Origin of the sequence: Caulobacter henricii, assembly GCF_001414055.1 — a bacterium.
GTDB lineage: Bacteria > Pseudomonadota > Alphaproteobacteria > Caulobacterales > Caulobacteraceae > Caulobacter > Caulobacter henricii.
Window position 1 is genome coordinate 2,311,554 of sequence record NZ_CP013002.1, and the last position, 16,764, is coordinate 2,328,317.

A 16,764-nucleotide genomic window follows, 5' to 3' on the forward strand; every position below is an offset into this window, starting at 1 on the left:
TCCGGTCTCAGCGACCGGGCGGCGTTTTTCGTTCAGGCCGCGCCCAGCACGCGTGCCCGCATCATGGACAGCGGCAGAGGCCCTGGAACCAGCACGGCGTCATGGAAGCGACGAAGGTCAAATGCCGCGCCAAGTCGCTTGCGGGACTCTTCGCGCAGCCGAACCAGTTCCAGCCAGGCCAGACCCTGTCCCGCTGAGGCGGCCGGTCCAATGGCGATGCGCTCTAGGCCCTGCGAGACCGGAGAGAAGACCGGCGGCGGGCCCTGCAGGTCATTCAGGAAGACCGTGGCCTTCTCGACGCTCCAGCCCTTGTGGTGAACACCCAGATCGGCCAGCAGACGGCCGACGCGGAACAGCATCCACTGAATGTAACCCAGCTCGGCGAGCGGATCCCCGGCGAACGCCCCCTCCTCATCGGCCAGTTGTTCGGCATAGATGGCCCAGCCCTCGGAGAAGCCCGGAAAGGCCATGCGGCTGCGCAACGGATGGGCACCGGAACGTTCCTCCAGCGGCATCTGCACCATGTGACCCGCCACGCTCTCGTGGTGGACGACACTGGGCAGGGTCCAGCCTGGACGGGTGCGGATGGTGCTGAGATCGGCAAAATAGGCACCCGACCGGGTGCCATCAAAGGCCGGAGCTTCGCGATAGCCCTGCCGGCGGGCCGCTTCGTCTGCGGGGGACATTCGGCTCATTCTGACCGTGAGACTGCCGGGCGCGACCGTGGCGAAGGACGCCGGCAGGCGCGAGACGGCCCTGGTCAGCCAGGCATTCATGTCAGCGGTCAGCCGGTCGCGCCCGGCATCGTCATCGCTATAGAGCCAGCGTTCGTCGCGGCTGAGCGTGGCCAGACGCGCGCCGACTGTTCCCCTGCTCAGCCCCTGGGCCTTCAACAATCGGTCGGCGCGAGCCGTAAGGGCCCTGGCGGCGGCAGAGGCGCGCGCCCAGGCCTGGGACGGCGTGATGTCCGCGCCCATCGCCGCCTTCAGCAACAGGGCGTAATAGGTCTCGCCATCCTTGAAGCGTCCGACACCGATCTCCTTGCCGGCCTGGGGACGCAGGGCGATCAGGACGCTGCGCTGGCGGCCCAGGGCGGCGGCGAGTTCGGGCGCGGAGGCGACGGCGGTCGCGGTTTCGGCCAGACCTGCGGCAACCTTGTCGATCACAAAGGCCGGCAGGACCACGCCCTTGGCGGCGTCTTCAGCGATCCTTGCGGTCTCGGCGTCCAGTCGCTTCACGGCGTCAGCGGCCGTATCGCCCGACTTCGCAGCGTCAGCGGCCTTCAGCCAGGTGCCGGAGCGCGTGGTCACGACATAGGGCGAGGTCGCGCCTGCACCGAACGGGAAGCGGCGGACGATGTCGTCCTCGGTGGTGAACGCCGACAGCACGGCGTCATAGTCCAGGCGCGCCGCAGGGCTCAGGGGGGTCGGGGAAAAGGCGCTCAGAGTCGCCAGCTTCTGGTCGGCCCGGCCGCCCTTGGCCAGCCTGTCCAGCAGCGCCTTCAGCGCTGCGTCATCGCCCGCCGCCTGAACGCCGCCGGCCGCCAGCAGCGCCGTACTGGCCACGGCTCCGCCCATTACCTCGCGCCGGCTGATCATGGCGTCTCTCCCGGAAGTCTCTGGTCTTGGCCTCAGGTCTAGGCGATCTGACACCGGTGTCCAGCCATTCGGCGACTTGATCGCACCCTCCCGCCCGCTAGGGTGCGGCGAACAGCTGTTTGAGAGACGCACCATGGCCGAAGCCTTCATCTGCGATGCGATCCGTACGCCTATTGGCCGCTATGCCGGTGCGCTGTCGTCCGTGCGGGCCGACGACCTGGCGGCCATGACGCTGAGGGCCCTGGCCGCGCGCAATCCCGGCGTCGACTGGAGCCAGATCGACGACGTCGTGCTCGGCTGCGCCAACCAGGCCGGCGAGGACAATCGCAATGTCGCGCGCATGGCCGCCCTGCTGGCCGGGCTGGGGACCGATGCCTCAGGCTCGACGATCAACCGGCTCTGCGGCTCGGGTCTGGACGCCGTCGGCGTGGCCGGGCGCGCGATCAAGTCCGAGGAAGCCCATCTGCTGATCGCGGGCGGCGTCGAAAGCATGAGCCGCGCGCCGTTCGTGATGGGCAAGGCCGACAGCGCCTTCTCGCGCAATGCCGAGATCTTCGACACCACAATCGGCTGGCGCTTTGTGAACCCGGCCATGCGCAAGGCCTATGGCGTGGATTCCATGCCCGAGACGGCCGAGAACGTGGCTGACGATTACGGGATCAGCCGCGCCGACCAGGACGCCTTCGCCCTGCGCAGTCAGGCCCGCGCCGCCGCCGCCCAGGCCTCGGGCCGCTTCGACGTCGAGATCACGCCCGTGAGCCTGCCCCAGCGCAAGGGCGACCCGGTGGTGGTCAGCAAGGACGAGCATCCGCGCGCCACGACGATCGAAGCCCTGACAGCCCTCAAGCCGATCGTGCGCCCTGACGGCACGATCACGGCGGGCAATGCTTCCGGCGTCAATGACGGCTCCGCGGCCCTGATCATCGCCTCGGAAGACGCCATCAAGCGCCATGGCCTGACACCGCGCGCGCGCATCGTCGGCTCGGCTGCCGCAGGCGTCGCGCCGCGGGTCATGGGCTTTGGCCCCGCCCCCTCGACCCAGAAGCTGCTGGCGCGCCTTGGGCTGACCATCGGCCAGATGGACGTGGTGGAACTGAACGAAGCCTTCGCCGCCCAGGGTCTTGCAGTGTTGCGCGCACTTGGCCTGCCCGATGACGGCGAGCATGTGAACCCCAATGGCGGGGCCATCGCCCTTGGCCATCCGCTTGGCATGAGCGGCGCGCGTCTGGCCTTGACCGCGGTCGAGGAACTGCACCGGCGCAAGGCCCGCTACGCCCTGGCGACCATGTGCATCGGCGTGGGTCAGGGAATCTCCATGGTGATGGAACGGGTCTGATCCCGTCGGGGCTCGAACCGGTGGTCGACAGGAGCCGCTGAAGCCCGCCTGGAAATTTTCCGGATGACAACGCTGTCACCTTGCCCCTAACTAGGGAGGAACGGCGTGCGCCTGCGACACGCCGACAGGCAGGAAGACGCCATGACCAGGATCCGCCACGCCGTGACGGCCATCGCCCTGACTCTGATCTGCGGGACCGCGGTTCGAGCCGAGGAGCCCGCGCGCACCATTCGCCTGAACCAGCTGGGCCTGGAAACCGCCGGACCCAAGCGCGCCATGCTGGACCACCCCTCCACAACGGCCCTGGCCTGGACGCTACGCGACACGCGGGGTGCCGTTGCGGCGAGCGGCAAGACCAAGGTTTTCGGCACCGATCCGTCGTCTGGTGAGCATGTCCATCAGATCGACTTCAGCAGCTTCCGCGGGAGCGGTGACGGCTATCGCCTGCAGGTCGGCGAGGCCGAGAGCCGGCCCTTCGCCCTCGGCGAAAGGCTCTATGGACCGCTGAAGTCCGACGCCCTCAGCTTCTTCTACCATAACCGTGCCGGCATCCCGATCGAGGCGCGGTTCGTCCAGCGTCCCGACCTGGCCCGACCAGCCGGCCACGCGCCAGACAAGGCGACCTGCTTCAACAAGGCGGACGAACGCGGCCAGGTCTGGGCCGGTTGCGACTACACCCTAGACCTCAGCCGCGGCTGGTACGACGCCGGCGACCACGGCAAGTATGTGGTCAATGGTGGCATTTCCGTCTGGACCCTGCAGAACGTCCATGAACGCGCTCTCTTGCTCGGCAAGACCTCGACCCTGGCGGCCTTTGCGGACGGCAAGGGCCGTATTCCCGAGAACAGCAATGGCTTCCCGGACCTGCTGGACGAAGCCCGCTGGGAGATGGACTTCCTTCTGGCCATGCAGGTTCCGGCCAAGGTCACCATGGCCCTGCCCGTCGGCCACCAGCAGGTTGGGCCCAAGGGCCGCCTGGTCCTGAGCGATCTCGACGCCTCCGGCATGGCCCACCAACGCCTCGGCAACGAGTACTGGACCGGCCTGCCCACGGCCCCGGCTGCCGACAAGGTCACCCGCTATCTCTATCATCCGACCACCGCAGCCACGCTGAACCTGGCGGCCACAGCGGCCCAGGCCGCACGGCTGTGGAAAACCCTGGACCCGGCCTTCTCGGCACACTGCCTTGATGTCGCCCAGCGCGCCTATGCCGCCGCACGGCGCAATCCAGAGGTCTATGCCCTGGGCGCGTTCACCGGCAGCGGCGGCTATGGCGACAACAGCGTCGAAGACGAGTTCTACTGGGCGGCTGCCGAACTCTACGCCACGACCGGAGCCCAGGAATATGAGGCCGCCGTTCGGACCTCGCCCCTGTTTCTGGCCGGTCCTTCGGCGGGCGGCAAGCCGACCGGCGATATCGGCTGGCCCTCGGTCGGGGCCCTTGGAACGATCACCCTGGCCCTGACCCCGAATGGATTGAAGCCGGCCGAGATCGCCAGAGCACGGGCCAATCTGGTCACCAGCGCTGACCGGTATCTGGCCGACGGCGCGACCCAGGGCTACGCCCATCCCTACGCGCCCAACGGCTATCCCTGGGGCTCGACCTCATCGGTCCTGAACCAGGCGATGGTCCTGGGCCTGGCCGCCGATTTCACCGGCAAGGCGGCCTATCGCGACGGCGCAGTCGACGCGATGGACTGGATCCTCGGCCGCAACCCGCTGGACCGCTCCTTCGTCACCGGCCATGGGGCTCGGCCCATGCAGCATCCGCACCACCGGTTCTGGGCCAAACAGGCCGACGCCCGCTACCCTGCCCCGCCGCCCGGCGTGATCTCCGGCGGGCCAAACTCGACCAATATGAGCGATGAGATCGCCAAGGACATGAAGGGGAAATGCGCGCCCCAGACCTGCTGGAGCGACGACTATCGCGCCTTCACCCAGAACGAGGTCGCCATCAACTGGAACGCCCCCCTGGTCTGGGTCGCGGCCTGGCTGGATGAGCCCGCGCGTTGAATGCTCACCACAAAACTCTGGCCACGCGGCATTATGGCGCTGTGGCTGGCATAGCTTCCTTCACCTTTCGCCCGGATAGTAACCCGGCAAAATGATCGAGGCTGAGCATCGGAATGCCATTTGAGGCAGCTGAGGACAGGCTGAGGGGTGATCCTGTCAGGCTCGCCCTGGTTGGACAGGCACACCGCAACAGCCTGGCCACCTTGGCCGTTCAGGCAGCCTCAGCCATCGGCGTGACGGTCATCGCCCTCCCGGCCGAACGCCCTTTCCACGTGGCCTGGCTGGTCGTTGTGATGGTGGTCCTGGCGGCCCGGGTGGTTCTGGACCGACTGACGGGTGCCGCCCTAGCGGGAAAGCGGCTGCGAAATCGCCTGGCGGTCCTCGCCGCGCTCAACAGCCTGGGCCTGATCGTCAGCGCAGGACTTTGGGCCTATCTCGCCGTGGCCCGTATTCCCCTCGACAGTCCACTTTCGCGCTATGCCCTGATTGTTGTGCTGTCTGCTCTGGCCGGAGGGGCCACGGGCGTGCTGTCGCCGCTGAAATGGACCGGGCGGATCTATATCACCCTGATCCTGGTTCCCGCCTCGGTGACCCTGATCGTAGGCGGCGGCTCGGAGATCGTCCTGGGTGCGCTGGGGCTGATCTTCTGTGGCGTCATGCTGGTCGGCCACCGCAACAATCACGCCCTGCTGGTCGATTGCCTGCGGCTACGGGACGAAAACCGCGATCTCATCGCCGACATCCAGCGGCGAAACCATGACGCAGGCCTGCTCAACCGGGACCTCGAAACCCGTGTGCGGGCCCGGACCCAGCAGCTCGAACTGCTGTCGGAAAAGGCCCAGGTCGCCAACCGCTCCAAGTCGCAATTCCTGGCCATGGTCAGCCATGAGATGCGCACGCCTCTGAACGCCATTCTCGGCGAAGGGCAACTTCTGGCGCGCGAACCCCTGACTGCGCCGCAACGCGCGCGACTTGGCGTGATCAAGACCGCCTCCCGCGTCATGAGGCAGCTGATCGACGACATCCTGGACATTTCCCAGATCGAATCCGGCAGCCTGCAACTGCGATTGAACGCGTTCTCACTGGACACCCTGGTCAGCGAGGTCCGTGAACTGCACTTGCCGCTCGCCCAGGAGCGGGGCCTGTCCCTGACCCTGTCCGTGCAACCCGACCTGGCCCGGTACCGTCGCGGTGATGCCGAACGCCTAAGCCAGCTGATCGGCAATCTCGTCGACAACGCCCTGAAGTTCACGCGCCAGGGCGGAGTGACCGTCAAGATCAACGGCGATGACCGCCAGTTGCAGGTCGCCGTCATCGACACCGGCATCGGTATCGCCGCCAAGGACCATGAGTCGATTTTCGAACGCTTCGTGCAGGTCGACAATTCCTCGACCCGAAAGGTCGGCGGCATTGGACTGGGCCTGGCGATCTGCCGCGAGATTTCCGAGCAGATGGGGGGAACCCTCAAGGTCACCTCGGCCCCCGGAATCGGCGCGCGCTTCGATTTTTCAGCGCCCATTCCTTCCGTTGTTTCCTCCGAGCCCCTGATCAGCGGGGCTGAGGAAGACGAAGACCAGGCGCCCAATCAGGTCCCCGCCTCCCTGCTGATCGTCGACGACAATCCGGTCAACCGCCGCATCCTGGCCGCCCTGGTTCAGCATTTCGGCGTCACCTGCGGCTTTGCCGAAAATGGACGCGAAGCGGTGGAGGCCTGGCGGAGCCAGCCCTGGGACGCCATCTTCATGGACATCCACATGCCCGAAATGGATGGCCTCGAGGCGACCCTGGCCATTCGTCGCGAAGAAGCCCGGACCGGCGTCGAGAGGACGCCGATCATCGCCGTGACCGCCAGCGTCCTGCCCCATGAAGTGGAAGGCTACGTCAAGGCCGGCATGGACGGTGTTCTGCCCAAACCCGTGGAGGCAGCGGCCCTGGCTGCGACTCTGTCGCAGTGCATGGCCGCTGCGGCCTGAACAGACCTCACCCCCGTGAAGGAACCAACCCGGTATTGACACTTCGCGTGCCATAATATTGATGGATCCCGACGCAGTCGCGAATTGGGGCCGGGGCCAGTGCTGATCGTACACGGACTGGACCTGTCCTATTTCACCGGAAAGCTGGAAGGATATCTGCGCGCCAAGGGCTTGACCTACCGTCTCCAGGAAATGACGACGGCCAGCTTCCGCGCCCTGGCCCAGCGGACCGGCATCCGGCAGATGCCCCAGCTCGAACTGCCCGATGGCCAATGGCTCACCGATACGCCGCTCATCATCGACCGGCTGGAGCAGATCAGCCCGCAGAACAGCCTGACGCCCCAGGATCCAGCCCTCCGCTTTCTGGCGGATCTGATCGAAGCCTATGGTGACGAGCATCTCTGGCGGCCGGCCCTCTATTATCGCTGGGCCTATGCGGCGGACGCCCACCTGATGAGCGGCAGGCTGGCCGACGGGATGTTTGCCGATCTTCCCCTGCCCCGCGCGCTTCGCCGGCAGATCGCCCTGCGGCGACAGAGGTCGGTCTATCTGCGCGATGAAGGCGTGACCAAGGCCAACCGGGACCGGATTGAAGCCGACTATACCGACCTGCTCGCCGCCCTGAACGGGATCTTCTCGACGCGGGACTGGCTTTTGGGAGACGCTCCAACCCGTGCAGACATCGGACTGTTTGGCCCCCTGTTCCGCCATTTTGCCAGCGATCCGACGCCAGCCCAAATCATGCGCGACCGCGCGCCAAGGGTCGCCGAATGGGTCGCGCGCCTTTGGGCTCTTGGGCCTGACCCCTCGCGCTCCGCTATGGACCTGACCCGCATTCCGACCGACCTGGGCCCGTTGCTGCACCTGATCGAAGGCCGGTTTCTACCCGAAATGGCCGACAACCAGCAGGCCGTCAGGCGTAGCGCGCCCCTCACCCGTCACTACGATGAGGGCGTGAGCTTTACCTATCGGACCAATGCCTATCGCGCCTCGCGGCTGTCGCGCCTGCAGGCGTCCTTTGCCGCGCTGACAGTTCCAGCCCAGATCACCCTTGATCGACACCTCAGCCCGAGATCCGTTGCGATCCTTGGATCAGGTCAAGAGCTTCAGCCTGATGGCCCAATGCCCTCGCCCGGATCCATGGTCCGGGATCGCTGGTGGCGGCCCGTCGAGCGAAGGGCATGATCCGGCCCGTCCCGCGTCGTGCAGAACGGGACACGCTGAAGACATGGCCCAGCGGACGACCTGACGCAGATCTGGGTCTGAAGGTGCCGAAAGCCTGAGACGCAGGTCTTGCGCGCGCCGGCCCCGGTAAAGGCTGGAGCGGGCGATGGGAATCGAACCCACGACATTCTGCTTGGGAAGCAGACGCTCTACCTCTGAGCTACGCCCGCAAAAGCGTTATGGTTCAAGACGTTACCGCCACCCTGCCCATTTTGGCGGAGCGGAGCCTTGACGATGGTTTACACCACCGTTCCGTGGTCGTTCCCATAGCCCGTCCTTTCCCGTCGCTCAAGCGGCACTATGAGCCGAGGCGCTACAATCGATGCCGTAGCGGCGCGCGACCGGCTTCATCCTGCCTTGGCGAAGCGCCCCAGATCGACCGAATTCCCGGCTCGAATTTAGGGTTAATTTAACGATTCGATCTGTCTTTTAACTTTTGAGACATTCTCAAAATGGGAAGGCGATGATGGTTTTTTCGAATTCCGCCGGAAAGAAGCAGGCCTCCGTCGCAGCCGAAATGCGCGACCTGAAGGCTCAGGTCGCTGCGATGAATCGCTCGCAGGCGGTGATCGAATTCCAGCTCGACGGAACCATCTTGAGCGCCAACGCCAACTTCCTGAATGCCTTGGGCTACAGGGCAGATGAGGTTATCGGCAAACATCACCGGATGTTCGTTCGGCCGAGCGAGGCCAGCAGTGCCGAGTACCGCAGCTTCTGGGAAGACCTGAACAGGGGCCAGTTCGTCGCCCGCAAGTTCTTGAGGCTCAACAAGCAAGGCTCGGAATGCTGGATCCAAGCGTCCTACAATCCAGTCCTCGATGAGAACGGTCGCCCCTACAAGGTCATAAAGTTCGCAACGGACATTACGGCAACCGAGGCGGATCGAGTCCGTTCGGATGCCGAGAGACAGCGCACGACCGAAGAGCAGGAGGGGGTCGTGGCCGACCTTGCCGCGAGCCTGAAGCGCATGGCCCAGGGAGACCTGACCGCCAGGATCACCGCCCAATTCTCGGGGCGCTATGGCCAGATCAAGGATGACTTCAACGTCGCGATTGATGCGCTGTGTCAGGCCATGGGGAGTATCGCCTCGACCACAAACGGTCTGCGCGCTGGGGCTGATGAGATATCGTCGGCGTCTGACGATCTGTCCCGGCGAACGGAACAGCAGGCCGCGAGCCTCGAACAGACGGCCGCTGCCCTCGACGAGATCACCGCTACCGTCAAGCGCAGTGCTGCCGGGGCCAAGCAAGCCTCCGCCTCCGCCTCAGGTGCCCGCAGTGACGCCGCCCGTTCGGGTGACGTCATGCGAGACGCGGTCGCCGCCATGGGCGAAATCGAACAGAGCTCCGGTCAGATCACCCAGATCATCGGGGTCATCGATGAGATCGCCTTCCAGACCAACCTCCTGGCCTTGAATGCCGGGGTGGAAGCGGCTCGCGCCGGCGAAGCCGGACGAGGATTTGCCGTTGTCGCCCAGGAGGTCCGAGCCCTGGCGCAGCGGTCCGCTGAAGCCGCCAAGGAGATCAAGGCCCTGATCGCCAGCAGCACAGCCCAGGTGGAACGGGGCGTCAGGCTTGTGGGTGATACCGGACAGGCCCTGACGGGCATTGTCAGCAAAATCGCTGAAATCGACGTCCTGATCTCCGAGATCGCAACCTCGTCCCAGGAACAGGCCACGGGCCTGAATGAGGTCAATACCGCCGTCAATCAGATGGACCAGGTGACACAGCAGAACGCGGCCATGGTCGAGGAAGCCACGGCCGCCGCTGCTAACCTGAAGTCCGAAGCGGCTGCGCTGGCGGCTCTGGTTGAGCGCTTCGAGACCGGCGGCGGTGGGTCGAGGCGCGAACCGGCCCAGCAAGGCTATCACCGACCGGCAGGCAATCCGGTGGCACGTTCCCAGGCCAAGGCCGCCGCCTTCGCACGGTCAAGCGGTGGTGCGCAGGCAGCCACCCAGGTTTGGGATGAGTTCTGATCGATAGCCGGAACGGACAGGCAGCATGATTAGCGGTGGTGGACTGCTCAACGAAGGCCTGATTGAGCTGATCTCCTTTGAGATCGGCGGCCAGGAATTCTGCATTGATATTCGAAGCGTACGCGAAATCCGCGGGTGGTCGTCCGCGACCCAGATGCCTCATACGCCCTCCTATATTCTGGGCGTTATCAATCTTCGCGGCGCGGTCATGCCCATCGTCGATCTGCGCAATCGCTTGGGCCTGGGTGAGACCGAGCCGTCATCCCGCCACGTGATCGTCGTCATTCAGCATGGCTCGCAATTGGCCGGCATTCTGGTCGATGGCGTACAGGAAACCTTCCAGGTGGATGCCAGCGTGCTGCAGGAGCCGCCCCAGATCGAAACGACCACGCCGGACCTTTTCGTCGACGCGATTATTCCCATCGAAGATCGTCTTCTCAGTCGCCTGGTGGTGAGCGCCCTGCTCCCGGCCCAACGTCAGGCAGCCTAGGGCGGTCCTTTACCGGCCCGCCGTTCATGTTTGGTGGGAAGAGTTCCGGGTCAGCGCCCCTGGCGCTCTGTCTCGGCCAACCCCTTACCCAGCAGGGCGGCGAAGTGGGCGATGGTTTTGGCCAGGCCTTCCTTCAGCTGGGTCCTGGGCTCCCAGTCCAGGGAGGCCTTGGCCAGGCTGATGTCGGGCTGGCGCTGGCGGGGATCGTCCTGCGGCAGGGGCTTGCGCTCGATCGGCGAGGCCGAGCCGATCTGGTCGATGGTCAGCTGCGCCAGCTCCAGGATCGTGAACTCGTTGGGATTGCCCAGATTGACCGGACCGGTGAAACCGGCCGGCGTGGCCATCATGCGGATAAAGCCTTCGACCAGGTCGTCGACATAGCAGAAGCTGCGGGTCTGCTGGCCTTCGCCATAGATGGTGATCGGCTGGTTGGTCAGGGCCTGGACCACGAAATTGCTGACCACGCGACCGTCATTGATCGCCATGCGCGGCCCGTAGGTGTTGAAGATCCGCACCACCTTGATGTCGACGCCGTCCTGCCGGAAGCTGTCGAAGAACAGGGTCTCGGCGCAGCGCTTGCCCTCGTCATAGCAGGCGCGCGGCCCGATCGGATTGACCTTGCCCCAATAGGTCTCGACCTGGGGATGGACTTCCGGATCGCCATAGACCTCGCTGGTCGAGGCCTGCATCACCCGCGCCCCGGTGCGCTTGGCCAGGTCCAGCATGTTGATCGCGCCCAAGACATTGGTCCGCACGGTCATGACCGGATCATACTGATAGTGGATCGGCGAGGCCGGGCAGGCCAGGTTGTAGATCTGGTCGACCGGAATGAAGATCGGGTGGTTCACATCGTGGTTCACGAACTGGAAGTTCGGATGATCCAGCAGGTGGGCGATATTGTCCCGGCTGCCAGTGAACAGGTTGTCCAGGCAAACCACGTGATCGCCCCGCGCGATCAGCCGGTCGCACAGGTGCGAGCCGACAAAGCCCGCGCCGCCAGTCACCAATATGCGCAGGGGGGTGTGTTTTCCGGACGAGGCTTGGGCGGACATGAATCAATCTCTGAGGCGTCGTCTGCAGGTGTGACCCGTTTGCCTAGCGGGTCTCGCGCCGGGGCTCAACCGGCGGCCTGCGTTGACGGACCCGACCGACCGGCGCACGATCGTCAAAACAAACGTTCGGGAGGACTGTGACATGGCCGATGGAGAGGATCACGCCCGCACCGGGTTCCACGCCATGGTTGACGGGACGGCCGAGGACTGGGGCGTCATCGCCAAGGCCGCTGCGGATTTCGGACGCAAGCTGCCCGAGCGGCTCGTGACGCATCTCAAGCTCCTGCAAGGCGACTGCGGCGGATTCGCCGTCGACCGGCTGGAACACAGCCTGCAAACCGCCACCAAGGCCCATCAGGATGGTCGTGACGAGGAATATGTCGTCTGCGCCCTGCTGCACGACATCGGCGACATCCTGGGCCCCCGCAATCACGCCGATATCGCCGCAGCGATCGTCCAGCCCTTCGTGTCCGAGCGGAACCACTGGATGGTGGCCAATCACGCCATTTTCCAGGGCTATTACTTCTTCCACCACCTGGGGCTGGACCGCGACATGCGGGAGCAGTTCAGGGGACATCCGGACTTCGAATACACGGCCCAGTTCGGACATCTCTATGATCAGGACGCCTTCGACCCGAACTTCAAGTCCATGCCGCTGGAGGCCTTCGAGCCGATGCTGCATCGGGTCATGAGCACGCCTAAGCGCTCGATCTATCTGCGCAAGCCCCAGGTCGAGGCGGCCGAATAGGCTTCGGCCGCCGCTTCCCGAGGTCTTAGTTCACGCGCTCGGCCTTGATGCCGAGCTTGGCCAGCTGGATCTGGACACTGTCATCGCCCACCAGGTGGCCGGCCCCGACCGCCACGAAGCTGACACCCGATCCCGCCAGCTTGGTCTTCAGCTGGTTGGCCCAGTCGATGTTGCGCTTGGTCAGCAGCACGTCATAGACGTCGGCATAGGGCCCCTTCATCTCGGTGACGAACTGGTTTTCCAGAGCCTTCAGGTCACCGGCCGCCCAGGCCGCGACCATCGAGTCGATCTTGGCGGTGCCGGCATCGGCATCATCCAGGGTCGAGCGGAAGAGGTCGACCTCGGCCTTCGGGGTCATGTCGGCAAAGAAGCGGATCTGCTGCTCGGCCGTCTCGAAGGCGGAGGCGGCCTTGCCGTCGGTCTTCATCTGGGCGCTGATCACCTGCTCGACGCCGCTCTTGGGGTCATAACCGGCCTTCATCACCGGCAGCATGGCCAGAGAGATCGAGGCCAGCCAGGGCCGCATCGGCTCAAGGGCCTGGGGCGGCAGACCGGCGCTCTTGGCCAGGTCCGTGGCCCGCTTGAAGTCCTCGGGCGACAGCTTGGTGGACAGTGGTTTGGCCTGGTCGATGCCGTACTTCATGACCAGAGGCTGCATCAGGGCCGGGTCGTCCGCACCCTGGACCTCGATGACCAGATCGCCACTGGCTTTCATGGCGCTGTCGATGCTGGCCGAGCGCCATTTCGTTTCCGGCCGGAGCACGTGGATCGTGCCGAACAAATAGATCGTCGAGTCCTTGTCCTTGATCGCCCACAATGCGGGTTCGGCCATGGCCGGAGCCGCGACGCCGAGCGCCAGGATCGTGACGAGCCCGGCGGCCATGCGGCGGGCTGGGCGGAAGAGAGTCGAAAGCATGGTCCTGTCCTTGGTTATGAAGTCTGAGTTGAAGTAGCGGGAAGTCTGACCGGAGCGGGCTCGTCGCGGCCCGCCGGGCCGGGTCAGTTCAGAAAGCGTTCGACGGCAGCGGCGAAGGCCGCAGGCTGATCCAGCATGATGAAGTGGTAGGCCCCATCGATCCGCTCAAGGCGTACGCCCGGCAGCGCGGCATAGGCCCCGGCATACAGCTGCTCAACGCGCTCGACGGGCGCACCCATCATCGGATCGAACGGATAGAGGACAACCGTCGGCACAGTAACCGCCGCCAGATCAGGGCGCAGATCGGTGGTCAGCACGTCGTACATGGCGCGGGCAAACACCGAGCGATCCGTCGTCTTCGACCAGGCCAGGGCCGCCTTAAGGCCTTCCGGCGACTTGACGAGGCGTGGCATGGTCATGGTCTGCTGGGCGTCGAAGCTCTCGGTCGGCATGGCGATCAGGCCGTCGCGCATGCCCACGGCCTGGGGCCGGACTGCCTCGACCGTGGCTGCGGGCGAGAACAGCAGCGGATAGAAGGGCAGGCTGTCGACGATCAGGAGGCGGTCAACGTCGGCCGGATGGCGGCGCGCCAGGGCCAGGCCCGTCAGGCCACCCATCGAATGGCCGATCACCGCCGGCGACTTGAGACCGGCTGACCGGATGTAGCCGTCGATCGCTTCGACCAGCGGCGCGACGACTGCGCCCTCCCCGTTGCCGCCGACCGGGGCCCCGGCAAAGCCGGCGACCTGGACGACATGCACCCGGTAGCGCCCGGAGAGCTGTTTGGCCGTGGCGTCCCAGACCGCCCCTGACGAGGCGAGCCCGGGGATCAGGATCACGTCGGGGCCCTTGCCCGTAACGGTGACGCTCATGCGGGCGACGGGTTCGGCGGCGTGGGCGTGGTGTCCGCCGAAAACGCCTATGGCGGCCAGAAGGGCGATGATGATGACGAACAGCCGGGGCCGGGCTTGCGATCGGAACATGGGAAGGGTCCTGGGAAACAGGCGCGCAACAGCGTTCGGCGGTGCGGGCCGGTGAAGACGGTTAGGGTGTGAGGCGTATGTGGCGGCGCCGAGCCTTAGCCGCCCAGGCCGCGGCGCGACGAGATCAGGGTGGCGATGACGAGATAGCTGGCCATCAGCACCGAGACCGCGTCCCACAGGGACAGGGATGGAAGCAGGTTCAGCTTCTCGCCGGCGGCCCACAGGAACAGCGCGCCCTGCAGCAGCCAGAAGGATACTGCCCCGGTCTCAGCCATCACCTGGCGCACCAGCTCGTCACTCCGCGACCAGAGGGTCAGGTTGCCGACGGTCTGGACCAGGAACAGCGCCACAATGCCGGTCATGACGGCCGCGCCCAGTTCAAAGGGTAGCGGGTCGAAGACCGAATTGGCCAGGACCGGAGCCGCCAGCATCACACCGGCCAGCAGCGAGACCAGCCCCTGCTGGCGATAGTAAGAGGCCTGGGCCGGTGTGGCATCACGGGCGCTGCCCGGATCCAGCACCCGGCTGGCCGTCTTGCGGCTGAAACTGACGGTCAGGACCATGGCCCCCATCGCGATCAACAACATGGCAATCAGGCCGGACAAAAGGTCAGACCAGCCCAGTCCCTCGACCCGCATGGCCCCGGCCTTTTCAAGCTTGCCGATCAGCATGCCCGATCCGAAGCCGACGATGCCACCGCAGACGGCGAGAACCGAAGCCACCCTGACCTTGGGGCTGGCAAAAAACTTGGGGAACTTCGACGCAACAGTCATGGCGATGCTCCTGCTTGGGACGGCCCTCAGGCCTCGTCCTGGAAAATGGTTTCGATGGATTGGCCGAAGAGACGGGCGATCTTGAAAGCCAGAGGCAGGCTGGGATCGTACTTGCCCGTCTCAAGGGCATTGATGGTCTGGCGCGAGACCTCCAGGCGCTCGGCGAGGTCGGCCTGGCTCCAGTCGCGCTCGGCGCGCAGGACCTTGAGGCGATTTTTCACCGATACCTCCTGCTGACAAAGGGCTGGGCCAGGCCGAAGCTGGCGCAGAACAGCGGGAAGATCAGATAGAGCGGCGGATGCGGCAGCAGCCCTGCATTCTCCAGGAACCCCCAGACCGTGCAGAGGGCCATGGTCACGCCGATGCCCCAAAGCATGGACTGGGCCAGTATGGCGCGCAGGAACTCGTCGGTCTCCTCGACCATGTAGAGCCCCATGGCGGCGATGGCGGCGATGATCGGCAGGGCGGGAGCCACGGCGACCAGCCAGAGCAAGGGTCCCTTGGGTTCAAGGTTCCCGAGCGCCCAGATCGACCCGAACAGGACGACGACATAGGCCAACATGGCGGGAAAGAAGCGGGCCAGATAACGGCGCGCAGCAGCAGATTTGGCCTGGGCCATGATTTAGGTCTCCTTTCCAGAGATTTCAGCGTCGGCGCAGCCACCAGATGGACCAGACCAGGCCGTAGCCGATCAATTGGGCGGCCAGCAGGGCACCAAATCCCAGCCAGACCCATTCGCTCGGCGACTTTTGGCCAAACATGGCGATCAGGATCTCGCCCCGGATTGCCGCTGCGACGGGCAGCATCAACAGCAGACCGCCGGAACCGCCCCAGAACCAGGCGAAGGTGTGAGCCTCCCGCGCGGCCTCATCGATGTTCTGCCAATAGATGACAGACACCCAGAGCAAGACCACGACGGCCACAAGCCCCCCCGCCAAGGATCAGGGCCGGCGGCAGGGAAATGCCGAGTTCGCCCAGCAATACGGTGCTGGCTCCCACGACGGCACCGACGATGCTGCTTCCCAGCAACATCTTCTGAGCCAGGGACTGGCGTGCGGCCTGACGTCCAATCTGTTCGGTCATGACAAACACCCTCATCTAAATGACAAGGACATTTGTCATCACCTGACATGACATGTCAAGCGTGCTTTTCTTTTTGTCTAGCCACGTCGACTAAATGTAAGGCCTGCCAAGCCCTTCAGGCTGCGCGGGGCAGGTCAAAGGGGTCCGACGCATCGCTGCCCATGACTCCCCGCCAGTGTATCGCTTCGATCCTCGATCGCTTGAGCGCACGCCCCAGAACGCTTTGGCTTGGGCAGATCCGGGTCTCCCAGCCATAACGCGAAAACCGGTCACCGAAGTCGGACCAGCGGATCACCCGCCCGGCGAGATCCTGCCGCCAGACCGCCTTGTCGCAGCCCGGTATGCGGGCACAGGCCTCCCAGGCACGAATGCGGGTCTGCAGGATTGAAAATGGATCGGAACCGAGACGGGCCATGACGCGGCCTCCATGGAAACCAGGGGCGCCAGACGGGATCCCTACTCGATCACTCAGACCAGCAATATCTACCACTTGTGTTTGAATGAATCTCATCCACCAGATATGGTGTGACGCAATGCCGCGACGGCTTGGCGACGGATGCATGGAAGCCGTTCGCCTCACGCCTGACTGCCGCTGGGCGC

The 16,764-nt window shown here is 65.1% G+C and carries 17 protein-coding genes and 1 tRNA gene; 7 read left to right on the top strand and 11 right to left on the bottom strand.

Going from position 1 to position 16,764, the window contains the following annotated elements:
- Positions 1-32 precede the first annotated feature (32 nt).
- Positions 33-1,598, bottom strand: coding sequence for a DUF885 domain-containing protein (locus tag AQ619_RS10835; RefSeq protein WP_062147156.1), 1,566 nt, complete (start codon positions 1,596-1,598; stop codon positions 33-35).
- Between the two features lie 133 nt (positions 1,599-1,731).
- Between AQ619_RS10835 and pcaF the strand changes: the two genes are divergently transcribed.
- The 4 genes from pcaF (at position 1,732) to AQ619_RS10855 (ending at position 8,105) form a co-directional block, all read left to right on the top strand.
- Positions 1,732-2,934 carry a 3-oxoadipyl-CoA thiolase gene (gene pcaF / locus AQ619_RS10840; RefSeq protein WP_062147157.1) on the top strand — a complete coding sequence of 401 codons (1,203 nt, stop codon included), beginning with the start codon at positions 1,732-1,734 and terminating at the stop codon, positions 2,932-2,934.
- Between the two features lie 141 nt (positions 2,935-3,075).
- Complete coding sequence (locus AQ619_RS10845) at positions 3,076-4,947, top strand: glycoside hydrolase family 9 protein (RefSeq protein WP_062147158.1); 1,872 nt, start codon at positions 3,076-3,078, stop codon at positions 4,945-4,947.
- A 113-nt stretch (positions 4,948-5,060) separates the two neighbouring features.
- Positions 5,061-6,920 carry an ATP-binding protein gene (locus AQ619_RS10850; RefSeq protein ID WP_062147159.1) on the top strand — a complete coding sequence of 620 codons (1,860 nt, stop codon included), beginning with the start codon at positions 5,061-5,063 and terminating at the stop codon, positions 6,918-6,920.
- Positions 6,921-7,019: 99 nt separating this feature from the next.
- Complete coding sequence (locus AQ619_RS10855) at positions 7,020-8,105, top strand: glutathione S-transferase family protein (protein ID WP_062147161.1); 1,086 nt, start codon at positions 7,020-7,022, stop codon at positions 8,103-8,105.
- Positions 8,106-8,239: 134 nt separating this feature from the next.
- On the opposite strand, the gene AQ619_RS10860 is transcribed toward AQ619_RS10855, so the two are convergent.
- Positions 8,240-8,314, bottom strand: a tRNA-Gly gene (locus AQ619_RS10860).
- A gap of 296 nt (positions 8,315-8,610) precedes the next feature.
- On the opposite strand from AQ619_RS10860, the gene AQ619_RS10865 reads away from it, so the two are divergent.
- Positions 8,611-10,119 carry a methyl-accepting chemotaxis protein gene (locus AQ619_RS10865; protein ID WP_084746250.1) on the top strand — a complete coding sequence of 503 codons (1,509 nt, stop codon included), beginning with the start codon at positions 8,611-8,613 and terminating at the stop codon, positions 10,117-10,119.
- A gap of 25 nt (positions 10,120-10,144) precedes the next feature.
- Positions 10,145-10,609: a chemotaxis protein CheW gene (locus AQ619_RS10870; RefSeq protein WP_062147165.1), complete on the top strand. Its 465-nt coding sequence runs from the start codon at positions 10,145-10,147 to the stop codon at positions 10,607-10,609.
- 50 nt (positions 10,610-10,659) lie between these two features.
- Here the strand turns inward: AQ619_RS10870 and AQ619_RS10875 are convergent, their stop codons facing one another.
- Positions 10,660-11,661: a UDP-glucuronic acid decarboxylase family protein gene (locus tag AQ619_RS10875; protein ID WP_062147167.1), complete on the bottom strand. Its 1,002-nt coding sequence runs from the start codon at positions 11,659-11,661 to the stop codon at positions 10,660-10,662.
- A gap of 142 nt (positions 11,662-11,803) precedes the next feature.
- Between AQ619_RS10875 and AQ619_RS10880 the strand changes: the two genes are divergently transcribed.
- A complete protein-coding gene (locus tag AQ619_RS10880; RefSeq protein WP_062147170.1) occupies positions 11,804-12,409 on the top strand; it encodes an HD domain-containing protein in 606 nt (201 codons plus the stop codon).
- Positions 12,410-12,434: 25 nt separating this feature from the next.
- Here the strand turns inward: AQ619_RS10880 and AQ619_RS10885 are convergent, their stop codons facing one another.
- From AQ619_RS10885 to AQ619_RS10915, 8 genes are all read right to left on the bottom strand, one after another.
- Positions 12,435-13,325: a TraB/GumN family protein gene (locus tag AQ619_RS10885; protein ID WP_062147173.1), complete on the bottom strand. Its 891-nt coding sequence runs from the start codon at positions 13,323-13,325 to the stop codon at positions 12,435-12,437.
- Positions 13,326-13,408: 83 nt separating this feature from the next.
- A complete protein-coding gene (locus AQ619_RS10890) occupies positions 13,409-14,308 on the bottom strand; it encodes an alpha/beta fold hydrolase (protein ID WP_062147176.1) in 900 nt (299 codons plus the stop codon).
- Between the two features lie 95 nt (positions 14,309-14,403).
- A complete protein-coding gene (locus AQ619_RS10895; RefSeq protein ID WP_062147178.1) occupies positions 14,404-15,081 on the bottom strand; it encodes a hypothetical protein in 678 nt (225 codons plus the stop codon).
- 26 nt (positions 15,082-15,107) lie between these two features.
- Complete coding sequence (locus AQ619_RS10900) at positions 15,108-15,302, bottom strand: helix-turn-helix transcriptional regulator (protein ID WP_062147181.1); 195 nt, start codon at positions 15,300-15,302, stop codon at positions 15,108-15,110.
- On the bottom strand, positions 15,299-15,700 hold the full coding sequence (locus tag AQ619_RS10905; RefSeq protein ID WP_062147184.1) for a hypothetical protein: 402 nt from the start codon (positions 15,698-15,700) through the stop codon (positions 15,299-15,301). Before AQ619_RS10905 ends, AQ619_RS10900 begins: the two co-directional genes overlap by 4 nt.
- A 25-nt stretch (positions 15,701-15,725) precedes the next feature.
- On the bottom strand, positions 15,726-15,980 hold the full coding sequence (locus AQ619_RS19350; RefSeq protein WP_236849455.1) for a hypothetical protein: 255 nt from the start codon (positions 15,978-15,980) through the stop codon (positions 15,726-15,728).
- A complete protein-coding gene (locus AQ619_RS19355) occupies positions 15,949-16,164 on the bottom strand; it encodes a hypothetical protein (RefSeq protein ID WP_236849456.1) in 216 nt (71 codons plus the stop codon). The genes AQ619_RS19350 and AQ619_RS19355 overlap by 32 nt, the downstream gene beginning before the upstream one ends.
- Before the next feature lie 115 nt (positions 16,165-16,279).
- A complete protein-coding gene (locus AQ619_RS10915; protein ID WP_062147187.1) occupies positions 16,280-16,579 on the bottom strand; it encodes a hypothetical protein in 300 nt (99 codons plus the stop codon).
- Positions 16,580-16,764 lie beyond the last annotated feature (185 nt).